The 12,825-nt window shown below is 72.3% G+C and carries 4 protein-coding genes and 1 pseudogene; 2 read left to right on the forward strand and 3 right to left on the reverse strand.

Translation table 11 applies throughout. The annotated features are described in order from the left end of the window. Positions 1 to 31 precede the first annotated feature (31 nt). Positions 32 to 1,210, reverse strand: coding sequence for an ROK family transcriptional regulator (locus ACSP50_RS36500; RefSeq protein ID WP_014694349.1), 1,179 nt, complete (start codon positions 1,208 to 1,210; stop codon positions 32 to 34). Between the two features lie 171 nt (positions 1,211 to 1,381). Here ACSP50_RS36500 and ACSP50_RS36505 point away from each other — a divergent pair, with 171 nt between their 5' ends. Then, the gene (locus tag ACSP50_RS36505) at positions 1,382 to 3,067 is read left to right on the forward strand and encodes a glycoside hydrolase family 3 N-terminal domain-containing protein (RefSeq protein WP_014694350.1); all 1,686 of its coding nucleotides are present in this window, start codon (positions 1,382 to 1,384) and stop codon (positions 3,065 to 3,067) included. Between the two features lie 370 nt (positions 3,068 to 3,437). On the opposite strand, the gene ACSP50_RS36510 is transcribed toward ACSP50_RS36505, so the two are convergent. Beyond that, positions 3,438 to 8,396: an NAD-glutamate dehydrogenase gene (locus ACSP50_RS36510; RefSeq protein ID WP_014694351.1), complete on the reverse strand. Its 4,959-nt coding sequence runs from the start codon at positions 8,394 to 8,396 to the stop codon at positions 3,438 to 3,440. A 211-nt stretch (positions 8,397 to 8,607) separates the two neighbouring features. On the opposite strand from ACSP50_RS36510, the gene ACSP50_RS36515 reads away from it, so the two are divergent. Further along, complete coding sequence (locus ACSP50_RS36515; protein ID WP_014694352.1) at positions 8,608 to 10,512, forward strand: penicillin-binding transpeptidase domain-containing protein; 1,905 nt, start codon at positions 8,608 to 8,610, stop codon at positions 10,510 to 10,512. Positions 10,513 to 11,920: 1,408 nt separating this feature from the next. Here the strand turns inward: ACSP50_RS36515 and ACSP50_RS36520 are convergent. After that, positions 11,921 to 12,824: pseudogene (locus tag ACSP50_RS36520) on the reverse strand (arginase family protein); the annotation flags it as partial. Position 12,825 lies beyond the last annotated feature (1 nt).

Consider the following 12,825-nt stretch of genomic DNA (forward strand, 5'->3'; position numbering starts at 1 on the left):
TCCCGGCGACGGCGTGCCGCGGCTCACCCGGTCAGTCGGTGGTCGATCCGAACACCTCGTCGCGGACCGCGTCCAGGGCGGTGTGCAGGGCACCGTGCAGCACCGGCTCGGCGGCCACCCCGGTCACCACGACCTTGGGCGAGACCAGCGTGATCGCGGCGACCTCGCGCTCCACCCGGTCGGCCAGCGCGGCGTCGCCGGCCCGGCCCACCTCGCCGGCCAGTACCACCAGCGGTGGGTCGAGCACCAGGCAGGTGGCCGCGACACCGAGGGCGAGCCGGCGGGCCAGCTCGTCCAGAACCGGTTCACCGGCCGGGCCGGCGGCGACCGCGGCGCGCACCACGTCGGCGGCCTCGGCGCCCCGGAAGCCGTGCTGCTTGCCGATCGCCTTGACCGCCTCGGCGGCGGCCAGGGTCTGGAAGGCGCCCTTGACTCCGCGCTTGGAGGCGTTGTGCGGCACCTCGGCGCCACCCACCGGCAGGTAGCCGATCTCGCCGGCGGCGCCGGTCGCACCCTGGTGCAACCGGCCGCCGATGACGCTGGCCAGACCGACCCCGCGACCGATCCAGACCAGGGCGAAGTCGGACACGCCGCGGGCGGCACCGTTGCTGGACTCGGCGATCGCGGCCAGGTTCACGTCGTTGCCGAAGACCACCGGGGTGCTCAGGTCGCGACGCAGGTCGGCGAGCAGGCCGCGATGCCAGCGGGGCAGGTCCCAGGCGAAGGAGATCTCGCCGGTGGCCGGGTCGACCAGGCCGGGGGTGCCGAGCACGACCCGGCGCACCGAGGTGATGTCGGTGCCCGCGTCCGCGGCGGCCTGGACCACCGCCTGGTGCACCACGCCGACCGGGTCGTCGGTGTCCTTGGTGCTCAGCTCGGCCCGGCCGATCACCGCGCCGGTGATGTCGGCGCACGCGGCGATCACCGAGTCCGGGCCGACGTCGACACCGATCACGTGCGCGCTGCTCGGGGTGACCGCGTACAGCTGGGCGTTCGGCCCGCGGCCGCCGGCCTGCTCGCCGACCCGGCGGACCAGGCCACGCTCCTCCAGACGCTCGACCAGCTGGGAGGCGGTGACCTTGCTGAGGCCGGTCAGCTCGCCGATCTGGGCCCGGGTCAGTGGACCTCGGCTGAGCAGCAGGTCCAGCGCCGCGCGGTCGTTGAGGGCGCGCAGCAACCGGGGGGTGCCCGGGAGGCGGGTGGCGGCCATGGTCGTACCCCTAATGGTAAGGATTCTTTCCTGTTACAGTGTCGGCGCTCGGAGAGCAGCCGCAGCGTAACGGTCGGCGATGGTGCCCGCCCGTACGGTGGCTATCGACTCCGAGCGATCATGGCAGCTCGCCGCCGCCGGTGGCCAGAGCTCCGTCACCGGAAGGACACCATGGCCATCGACCCGGGGCTCCGCCGCCTCGCCCTGCGCACCCTGCTCGCCGCCTTCCCCGGGACGTCCGCCCCGGACTGGGCACTGGATCTGCTCGCCGACGGCCTCGCAGGACACACCCTCTTCGGCACCAATGTCGGTTCATCCGACGAATTATCCCAGCTCACCGCGCGGTTGCGGTCGGCTCGCCCGGACGCGCTGATCGCGATCGACGAGGAGGGCGGCGACGTCACCCGGCTCGGCCACCGGACCGGCAGCCCCTACCCGGGCAACGCCGCGCTGGGCGCCGCCGACGACCTCGACCTCACCCGGCAGGTGTACGCCGCGATCGGCGCCGACCTGGCCACCGCCGGAGTGAACCTCGACCTGGCGCCGACCGTCGACGTGAACTCGGTGGCCGAGAACCCGATCATCGGCACCCGCTCGTTCGGCGCGGACCCCGGACTGGTCGCCCGGCACACCGGCGCCGCGATCGCCGGCCTGCAGTCGGCCGGAGTGGCCGCGTGTGCCAAACATTTTCCGGGCCATGGCGCGACCGTGACCGATTCTCATCTCGATCTTCCGACCGTCGACGTGCCGCTTCCGGTGCTGCGGGAGCGGGATCTCCCCCCGTTCGCGGCGGCCGTCGCGGCCGGCGCGCGGGCGGTGATGAGCGCACACATCCGGGTGCCGGCGCTGACCGGCGACGGGCCGGCGACGTTCAGCCGGGCCGCGCTGCAGGGTCTGCTCCGCGACGAGTACGGGTTCGCGGGCGTGATCGTGACCGACGCCCTGGAGATGCGCGGCGCGGCCGGCGCCGCGGGCGGGATCCCGCAGGCCGCGGTCGCCGCCCTCGCGGCCGGCGCCGACCTGCTCTGCATCGGCGCGGAGGTGGACAGGGAGCTGGTGCTCGCGGTCGCCGACGAGGTCGCGGCCGCGGTCGGTGACGGCCGGCTCGCGGTCGTACGTCTTGAGCAGGCGGCCGCCCGCAACGCCGACCTCGCCGCCTGGGCGGCACACCAGCGGATCACCCGCCCCGCCGCGACCACCGCAACCGCACCGGGCCGCACCGCCGTAACCGTCCCACCTGCGCCGGGCCGCATCTCCGCAACCGTCCCACCTGCGCCGGACCGCATCCCCGCAACCGTCCCACCTGCGCCGGACCGCATCCCCGCAACCGTCCCACCTGCGCCGGACCGTACCGCCGCAACCGTCGCAACCACCTCGGCCGCGCCGGGCCGCACCGCCGCGACCACCTCGGCGGAGCTGGGCCGCACCGCAGCCCGCCGGGCGCTGCTGGTCGAGGGTGACCCGGCCGCGTTGGCCGCCCCGCTGGTCGTACAGCTGGGCAGCGGCTACTCGATCGCCGAGGGCAAGCTGCCGTGGGGCCTGCGGCCGTTCCTCGGCGCGGTCGAGCAGATCGACGTGAACGCCGCCGAGACCAGCGCGGACGAGCTGATCGCGCGCGCCGCGGGGCGGCCGATCGTGCTGGTCGGGCGGCGGGTGCATCAGGCGGCGGCCAGCCGGGAGCTGGCCGAGAAGCTGGCCGCGGCCTGGCCCGTGGCGGTGGTGGAGATGGGCTGGCCGTCGACCTGGCGACCGGACGGGGCACGCGCCTTCCTGGTCACCCACGGAGCCAGCCTGGCCAGCGCCGAGGTCGCCGCCGCCGCCCTGGGTCTGATCACCGAACGTTACGACGGCGTGTAGTCACGGTCCGTAGCCGATGTCGGAAAAAGCGGATAACCGAGGGTTAAATCCCCTCATACGAACGGCCAGAGTGCACGCTGAGCACTTCCCGCTCCCGGCGACCCTCACGTAGCGTCATATCCGAAGGTGGATCTGGGGAGACGTCGCGGGGTGCCATCGGGAAAATGCCCCCACGACGCCACGGGTGAGCCGGGCGCGGCAACGGACTTCGGGAGCAGTCCGCCGCGGCCCGGCTCACCGGCATTTTCACGCTTGTTTCCCGCGCGCTGATGCCGGCTGGCCGACCCGCGCGCCGCCCGCTGTCGCGGTGAGCGACGTCACTGTCCAGCGCTGGGCCCGCCGACCTCGGCCGGCAGGCCCAGCGCGCCGATCAGGCCGCCGACGAGGTCTTCACCAGGGTGCGGATCTGACGGAGCAGCACGGACAGCGCCGCCAGGTCGGCCGGGGACTCCCCGACGTCACCCATCGCGTTCGACGCCCGCGCGATCGACGCCGCGTTGACCTGCTCCCACTCCGAGACCCGGTCGTCCGGCGAGGCGGTCTCCGGGGTCGACTGCAGCACCTCGGCCGTGAGCGCGGCCAGGGCGGCGTACAGGTCGTACCGCAACGCCATCCGGGCCAGCGTCTGCCACCGGTCACCCCGGGGCAGGCGGGAGATCTGCGACAGCAGTGCGTCGACACCGAAGCGCTCCGAGAGCACGAAGTAGACCTGGGCCACCTCGGTCACGTCCCGCTCGATGGCGGTCGCCGTCTCCAGGATGTCCAGCAGCCCGAAGCCGTAGAAGACCCGGCTCACCTTGTCCGCCAGGTCGTCCGGGACGCCCTTGCCGGCCAGCGTCGTCACCCGCTCCTCGAACGAGCGGCGCTCCGCCCCCACGATCACCTCGGGGAGCTGGGGCAGCAGCGTCGCCACGCCGGGACGTAGCTTGGCGATCTCGCCGGCCACGTCGATCGGCGAGCGGCGGGTGCTGACCAGCCAGCGGACCGCGCGGTCGAGCAGTCGCCGGGTCTCCAGGAAGACCAGCGTCTGCGCGGGAGTGGGCACCTTGTTGTCCAGCGCCTCGGCCGCCGCCCAGATCTCGGTGAGACCGTACACGTCCCGGATCACCACGTAGGCGCGGATGACGTCGGCGGCCGACGCCCCGCTCTCCTCCATGGCGCGGAAGACGAACGACGTACCGCCCCGGTTGACCACCTCGTTGACCAGGGCGGTCGAGATGATCTCGCGGCGCAGCCGGTGACCGGCCATCCGCGCGGCGTACCGCTCGCGCAGCGGGGTCGGGAAGTACCGGTGCAGCACCTGGTTGGTCCACGCCTCGTCGACCAGCTCGTCGGCGAGCACCTCGCGTTCCAGGCTGATCTTGACGTAGGCGAGCAGCACCGCGAACTCGGGTGCGCTGAGCCCCTCGCCGTTCTCGTACCGGAGCGCCAGCTCGCGGTCCGTGGGCAGCGCCTCCAACTCCCGGTTGAGCTCACCGCGGTGCTCCAGCGCGATCAGCATCCGCCGGTGCACCGGCAGCAGCGAGTGCGCCTGTGCCCGCGCGTTGGCCAGCGCCGTCGCCTGCTCGTAGTTGTCCCGCAGGACCAGCGCGCCGACCTCGTCGGTCATCGCGGCCAGCAGCTCGTCGCGCTCCGGCATGCCGAGCTCGCCGTCGGTCACCGCTCCACCGAGCAGGATCTTGATGTTGACCTCGTGGTCCGAGCAGTCGACCCCGGCCGAGTTGTCGATGAAGTCGGTGAAGACCCGGCCGCCGGCGCGCGCGAACTCGATCCGCCCGCGCTGGGTCAGCCCGAGGTTGCCGCCCTCGCCGACCACCTTGACCCGCAGCTCCGAACCGTTCACCCGGATCGCGTCGTTGCCCTTGTCGCCCACCTCGGCGTGCGACTCGCCGGCCGCCTTGACGTAGGTGCCGATGCCGCCGTTGAAGAGCAGGTCGACCGGCGCCTTGAGGATCGCCCGCATCAGCTCCACCGGGCTGAGCGCGGTCACCGACCCGGCCAGGTCCAGCGCGGCGCGTACCTGCGGGCTGACCGGGATCTTCTTCGCGCTCCGCGGGTAGACGCCGCCTCCCTCGCTGATCAGGCCGGCGTCGTAGTCCGCCCACGACGAGCGCGGCAGGTCGAACAGCCGGCGGCGCTCGGCGTACGACGTGGCCGCGTCCGGCGCCGGGTCCAGGAAGATGTGCCGGTGGTCGAAGGCCGCGACGAGCCGGATGTGCTCGGACAGCAGCATCCCGTTGCCGAACACGTCGCCGGACATGTCGCCGACGCCGACCACGGTGAACTCCTCGGACTGGGTGTCCTTGCCCAGGTCGCGGAAGTGCTTCTTGACCGACTCCCAGGCCCCCCGGGCGGTGATCCCCATCTTCTTGTGGTCGTAGCCGGCCGAGCCGCCGCTGGCGAACGCGTCGCCGAGCCAGAACTCCTTGCCGACCGAGATCTCGTTGGCGATGTCGCTGAACGTCGCGGTGCCCTTGTCCGCGGCGACCACCAGGTACGGGTCGTCGCCGTCATGCCGGACCACGTCCACCGGCGGCACGATCTTGCCGCTCAGGATGTTGTCGGTGACGTCCATCAGGGCGGTCACGAAGCGCTTGTAGCACTCCACCGCCTCGTCCCGGTCGCCCGGCTTCTGCTTGAGCACGAAGCCGCCCTTGGCGCCCACCGGCACGATCACCGAGTTCTTCACCATCTGCGCCTTGACCAGGCCGAGCACCTCGGTCCGGAAGTCCTCGCGCCGGTCCGACCAGCGCAGGCCACCCCGGGCGACCGCGCCGAAACGCAGGTGCACGCCCTCGAACCGCGGGGAGTAGACGAAGATCTCGTACTTCGGCCGGGGCTGCGGCAGGTCCGGGATCGCCTCGGGGTTCAGCTTGAAGGCGACGTACGACTTCGGCCGCCCCTCCGGACCCCGCTGATAGAAGCTGGTCCGCAGGGTCGCCTCGATCAGCGTCAGGTAGGACCGCAGGATCCGGTCCTGGTCCAGGCTCTCCACCTGGTCGAGCAGCTCGGTGATCCTCGCCGCCACCTCACCCGCGCGCCGGGTGCGATCCGACTCGCCGATCTGCAGGGCCGGCGAGAACCGGGCCTCGAACAGCTGCAGCAGCAGCCGGGCGATCTCCGGGTACGCGATGAAGGTGGACTCCACGTACCGCTGGGAGAAGACGTTCCCGGCCTGACGCAGATACTTCGCGTACGCCCGGAGCACCACCACCTGGCGCCAGGTGAGCCCGGCGCGCAGCACCAGCTCGTTGAAGCCGTCGACCTCGGCCTCGCCCCGCCAGGTGGCCGCGAACGCGTTCTCCACCTGCGGGCGCACCTCGGACAGGTCCCGGTGCACCTTAGGCGGCGTCAGCCCGAAGTCGTACAGGTAGACCAGTCCGTCGTCGCGGCGGATCTCGTACGGCCGCTCGTCGCTGACCTGCACGCCCAGCGAGTGCAGCACGGGCAGCACGGCGGAGAGCATCATCGGCTCACCGAACCGGTACACCTTGAACCGGATGTCGTGGTCGTCCGGCTCGGGCGACCCGTCGGCCCCCAGCCGGCGCCGGCGGTACAGGTGCATCTCCAGCTGGCCCGGCTCCTCCAGCAGCTCCAGCTTGGCCAGGTCCTGCATGCCCTCGTACGGCGTGTGGCCGTTCTTGTAACTCTCCGGGTAGGCGTGCGCGTACCGGTTGAACAGCTCCTTGGCCGGCTCGTCACCGAGCTTGCGCTCCAGCACCAGGGAGAAGTCGTCGTCCCACATCCGGGTGGCGTCGGCGAGCTGCTCGGCCAGCACGTTCGGGTCGAGGTTGCCGGGCGGCGCGGCCGGGTCGGTGCGCACGATGAAGTGCACCCGGGCCAGCATCCGCTCGGTCACCCGGGTGGTGTAGTCGACCCCGACGCCGTTCAGCTCGCGCAGCAGGATCTCCTGCATGCGCAGCCGGTTGCCGGTGGTGAACCGGTCCCGGGGGAGGTAGATCAGGCACGAGATGAACCGGCCGTACCCGTCCCGGCGCAGGAACAGGCGCAGCTGACGGCGGCCGGCCATCCGCAGCACGCCGATGACCGCCTCGTACAGGTCATCGGTCTTGATCTGGAAGAGCTCGTCCCGCGGATACGTCTCCAGGATCTGCAGCAGGTCCTTGCCCGAGTGGCCGCGCGGCGACAGGCCGGAGCGGTCCATCACCTCGGTCACCTTGCGCTTGACCACCGGCAACTCCCGGACACTGGTCCGGTACGCCGAGCTGGAGAACAGGCCGAGGAACCGCTTCTCGCCGACCACCTCGCCGGCGGTGTCGAAGACCTTGACGCTGATGTAGTCCAGGTACGCCGAACGGTGCACGGTGGCCCGGGAGTTCGCCTTGGTGATCACCAGCAGGCGCTTCTCCATGGCCCGCTCGTACGCCTCGGGCGCCATCGTGTCCAGCCGGCGCGGGCGGCTCTCGCCGCGCAGGATCCCCAGGCCGCTGCCGTGCACCGCGGTCAGGACCCCGTCGTCCAGCCGGTACTCGCGGTAGCCCAGGAAGGTGAAGTGGTCGTTGGCGAGCCACTTGAGCAGCTCGATCGAGTCGGTGACGTCCTTCTCCGGGACCGGCAGCCGACGGTCCGAGCCGCGGGCGGTGGCCAGCTCGTCGGAGATCACCAGGGCCCGTTGGCGCATCCGCGGCCAGTCCTCGACCGCCTCGCGCACGTCGGTGAGCACCCGGCGGACCTCGTTGAGCAGTTGGTCGCGGGCCTCGCCGCGACGGACCGGGTCGATCTCGATCCGGATCCAGCTCTCCACGATGTCGCCCTCGATGGCGTCGTCCGGCTCGACGTCCGCCTCCAGCTCGCTGAGCGCGCCGAGCGGCTCGCGGCGCACCACGATCAGCGGGTGCACCATCAGGTGGACCTGCAGGTTGTGCGCGGTGAGCAGGGCGATCACCGAGTCGACCAGGAACGGCATGTCGTCGGTGACGACCTGCAGCACGGTGTGCGACTGGGCGCCGCGCGGCTCGGTGAGATCCAGCTTCAGCTCGCCGGGGAGACGGTTGCGGGCCAGCTCGCGGTGCTCGACCGCGGCGGTGAACATCTCCTCCGGGGTGTACCCGACCAGCTCCTCGTCGGGTGCGAACCGCCAGAAGCGGTCGACCAGCAACGCGGTGGCGTGGTCGTCGCCGGCTCGCTCCACGGCCTGGGCGACCAGGCGCTCGGCATTCGGGAGCGGCTCGTCGAGCTCTCCCTGGTCGGTGGAGGCTCCGAGCCGGCCGGTCAGGGCCAGCCCGGGACCGGGCGCTGGAAGATCAGGCCCTGGCCCCCTGGAATCTTTCTGATCAGAATCGGTCGCTGCCTCGTCGGCGACAGGCATGGTCCGGCGCTCCCCTCACCCACGGCACTGTGGGTTCGAACGTGTCGGGCACAGCCTAGAACGACGGGGCGCGACAGCTTCACACCCCGGGTGTGCCAGCCCGACAGGTGGGCAGGTATGCGAGCTTTCGCCCGATGCGGGGCGGCGCGGCGGGCCTTCGAGGACTACCGTGCGAGCAGCCCAGCAAGACGTACCCACGGGGGGAAACCTCATGCGCCGCGCCACTGTCGGATTGACTGCCCTGTTCACGCTGGCCACCGCCGGCTTAGCGGGGTGTTCGGGCGACAAGCCACAGGACACCGTGGTGGACTTCGTCAACGGCTGGAAGAACGGCGACCTCGGCAAGGTGGGCTTCGTCACGGCCGGCGGCGGAAAGATCGCCTCGGCCGACGTGCTCGCCGCGATCAAGAGCACCTACGGCGACCTCAAGGACCAGCCCCTGGCCGTCTCGGTGGCCGGCGACCCGACCGAGTCCGGCGACGTCGCCACCACGCCGATCGACCTGAAGTGGACTCTGCCCGGCAACGTCATCTGGGAGTACAGGTCCAGCGTCCGGATGACCAGGCGCAGCGGCGACGGCTGGCAGGTGATCTGGGAGCCGGCCGTGCTGCAGCCCCAGCTCGACCAGGGCGAGAAATTCCGGCTGCACCGGGTGCCCGCCCAGCGCGGCACCGTCCTGGACGCCGCCGGCAAGCCCCTGGTCGGCCCGCAGAAGGTGGTGGTCATCGGGGTCAGCCCGGAGAAGATCACGAATCTGCCGGCGCTGACCAAGGCGCTCACCGCCGCGTTCAAGAAGATCAAGGTCGACGTCGATCTGGCCGGCCTCAAGGACCGGGTCGCCAAGGCCGACCCCGGCGCCTTCCTCGACCTGGTCACCCTGCGCCGGCCCGACTACGACACGATCCGCGATCAGGTGCGGCCCCTGCCCGGCACCGTGTTCCGGGAGGAGACCCGGCAGCTGGCACCCACCCGGGTGTTCGCCCGCGCCCTGCTCGGCACGGTCGACCCGGCCACCAAGGACGACCTGGACAACCGGCCGAGCGAGTTGACCGCCGGCGACCAGGTCGGGCACGGCGGCCTGCAGGGCCGGTACGACCAGCAGCTGCGCGGCACCCCCGGCCTGTCCGTGGTGGCCTCCGCCGAGGCGGCCGACGCGTCGGTCCAGGAGAAGCCGATCTTCACGGCCCCGCCGGTGAACGGCAAGGACATCAGGGTCAGCCTGGACACCGCCACCCAGAACGCGGCCGACCGGGCGATCGGCGCGCAGAAACTGCCCAGCTCGATGGTGGCGCTGCGGATCAGCGACGGCTCGGTGCTCGCCGTCGCCAACGGGCCGGACGCCGGCGGGGTCGACACCGCGCTGACCGGCCAGGTGCCGCCCGGCTCGACCTTCAAGATGATCTCGGCGTACGGGTTGCTCAGCACCGGGAAGGTCACCGCCGACACGGTCGTCGAATGCCCCAGGACCCGGGTCGTCGACGGGCAGACGTTCAAGAACTCGCACGACGAGGCGCTCGGCAAGGTGCCGTTCCACGTCGACTTCGCGAAGTCCTGCAACACCGCGTTCGTCGGCCTGTCCAGCCAGCTGGGCGCCGACGGGCTGAAGCAGGCCGCCGCCGCGCTCGGCCTCGGCGGCGGCTGGACCATCGGCGTCGACGCGTTCACCGGCAAGGTGTCCGACGGGGCCAGCCCGACCGAGCTGGCCGCCGCCACGTTCGGCCAGGGCACCACCGCGGTCAGCCCGATCGCGATGGCGGTCGCCACCGCCGCGGTGGCCAAGGGCGGCTTCCAGGCCCCCAAACTGGTCCTCGACCCGGCCCCGCCGGCCGCGCCCGCCCCCGCCGCCCTGAACCCGGCCGCGCTGCCCGCGCTGCGCTCGATGATGCGCGAGGTCGTCACCGGCGGGACCGGCACCGCCCTCAAAGCCGTCCCCGGCAAGCCGGTCTACGGCAAGACCGGCACCGCCGAATTCGCCACCGGCTCCGACGAGACCCACTCATGGTTCATCGGCTACCAGGACGACATCGCCTTCGCCGTCATGGTGCAGAAAGGCGGCGCCGGCGCCGAAGCCGCCGTCCCCATCGTCAACCAGTTCCTGACCACTCTGACGAAGTGACCCCCGCGAACGGCAAGCCCACCACCACCGGTGCGGCAAGCCCACCACCACCGGTGCGGCTTGCCCACCGACCGGTGCGGCTCGCTCACCCACCGATGCGGCTTGCCCACCACTACCCGGGCGGCAAGCCCACCACCACCCGGTGCGGCTTGCCCGCCCACCGGTGCGGCCCGCTCACCACTACCCGGGCGGCTTGCTCACCACCACCGGTGCGGCTCGCTTACCACCACCGGTGCGGCTCGCTCACCACCATACGAAGACAGGCCCCACCCGGGACGGCCCACTCACCACCGCCCACCTCAAGCCCGCCGGAACAGGCGAGCCCCGCCGGTGACGGGGCTCGCTCGTCAGTAGACCGGCGGGATCGCTGGGCCGAAGCCCGGCCGCGGCACGGCGGCGGCGCCGACAGCGGGCGGGTCGGCAGGGGTGCGGGGGCGCAGCATGCCAGGCCTGGTGGCCGGCAGCGGCTCCGAGTCGAGCAGCGGCGCCGAGCCCAGCGGCCGGGAGAGCAGCGGGATCTCGGGTCGCACCGGTTTTTCGGCCGCGGGAACGACCGAAACCGGGCCGTCCTTATCGTTTTCAAGCTCAGACTCGGACTCGGACTCGGACTCGGACGCAGCTCCCGGCTCGCTCAACTCCTCGTCGGACAGCGTCTCGCCGATCGCATCTGCCGGCTCCTCGCCGGGCAGCTCCTCGCCAACCGGTATCGCCGCATCGTCACCGGAAGGCCCACCAACCGGCGCGACCGCATCGTCGCTGGACATCCCAACATCTACCGATGCAGCCGGCTCCTCATCGGACAGCCCACCACCAACCGGCCCGGCCGGGTCGCCGTCGGACAGCCCACCACCAACCGGCCCGGCCGGGTCGCCGTCGGACAGCCCACCACCAACCGGCGCGGCCGGGTCGCCGTCGGACAGCTCCTCGCCGGTCGATTCGGCTGGGTCGCGATCGATGGGGTCCTCAGCGGGGGTTCCCGCCCGCTCAGGCTCCGCACCGGTCTCCGCACCACTGTCCGAAATTTCGGCTAAAAAGCCATCGGAGGCCCGCTCAGCCACCGACGGCGCGATAACCGACGCCTCCGCCTCGGCAGCCCCGGCGGGCTCCGCAAGCGCGGCAAGCCCGGCGGGCTCCGCAAGCGCGGCAAGCCCGGCGGGCTCCGCAAGCGCGGCACGCCCAGAAGCCGGGCCAAGCTCCGCGGCGGGAGCAGATTCGACGGCCTCGGCAAACGCGGGAGCCCCCACGACGGCGGCGTCCTCAGCGGGAGAGGCCGACTCCGCCCGGACCCCAGCCCCCACAGCCGACCCGACGGCAGGGGCCGACTCATTCCGCGCGGCCGGCGCCGCGGCGGGCTGGTTGGCCAGGTCCTTGCGGGCGGCGATCAGGTCGGGCCGCGGCGTCACCGTGCGGACCGGCGCCAGGCCGCTCACCACCGCTGAGGTGATCTCCGCGGCGTAGCGGCCGTCCGGGTCGTAGTCCGGGTCGAAGACGGTGATCTCCACGCCGAGGCAGTGCGGTGATTCGACGAGCCCGGTCAGTAGCAGTTCGAGTTCGGGGAAGGCGATCCCGCCCGGGTCCGGTGCGTCGACCGCCGGCATCACCGCCGGGTCGAGCACGTCGACGTCGACGTGCACCCAGTAGCCCGCGCAGTCCACGAGCTGGTCGCGGGCCCACTGCGCGCTGCGGGCGGCGCCCTCGGCGCGCAGCATCGGGACCGGGCGGGTGACGATGCCGGCGGCTTGCAGGTCGAGGCGATATTCGTCCTGGGCGCGGATGCCGAGGACGACCACGTCGATGTCGCGGAAGTAGGGGCGGCGGCTCTCGATCGCCGCCAGGTTGGCCTGGCCGCGGCCGGTGACCAGGGCGAGGTCCTCGCCGGCGGCGGCGCCCACGTAGGACGCGTTGCCGGGGTGCCGGAAGTCGGAGTGACCGTCCACGAAGACGAGGCCGATCCGGCCGCCGACGGCTTCCCCGAGCCGGTGCATGGCCAGCCCGGAGCCGATCAGGATGGAGCAGTCGCCGCCGAGCACGACCGGGAACTCGCCGCCGTCGATGATGGCGCCGATCCGGTCGGCGAGGGCGCGCGAGTATGCCGCGATTTCGGCGGCGTGCGCGACGCCGTCGCCGGGACGCCAGTCACCCGGGTCGTATCGGGGCGGGGTGAGGCAGCCGGCGTCGCGGGCGCCGAGCCGGGGCAGCAGCCCCTGGTCGCGGAGGGCGCCGGGCGCCTTGGCGCAGCCCGGCACCGATGTGGGCGTCGGCGGGCGCAGGCCGAGATTGGACGGCGCGTCCAGAACGGCGATGCGTCGCACG

This window comes from Actinoplanes sp. SE50/110, assembly GCF_900119315.1.
Taxonomy (GTDB): domain Bacteria; phylum Actinomycetota; class Actinomycetes; order Mycobacteriales; family Micromonosporaceae; genus Actinoplanes.

Bases quoted from the DNA above. Each gene is read 5' to 3' on its own strand.
- ACSP50_RS36500 (WP_014694349.1), bottom strand. From the start codon at position 1,210: ATGGCCGCCACCCGCCTCCCGGGCACCCCCCGGTTGCTGCGCGCCCTC.
- ACSP50_RS36505 (WP_014694350.1), top strand. From the start codon at position 1,382: ATGGCCATCGACCCGGGGCTCCGCCGCCTCGCCCTGCGCACCCTGCTC.
- ACSP50_RS36510 (WP_014694351.1), bottom strand. From the start codon at position 8,396: ATGCCTGTCGCCGACGAGGCAGCGACCGATTCTGATCAGAAAGATTCC.
- ACSP50_RS36515 (WP_014694352.1), top strand. From the start codon at position 8,608: ATGCGCCGCGCCACTGTCGGATTGACTGCCCTGTTCACGCTGGCCACC.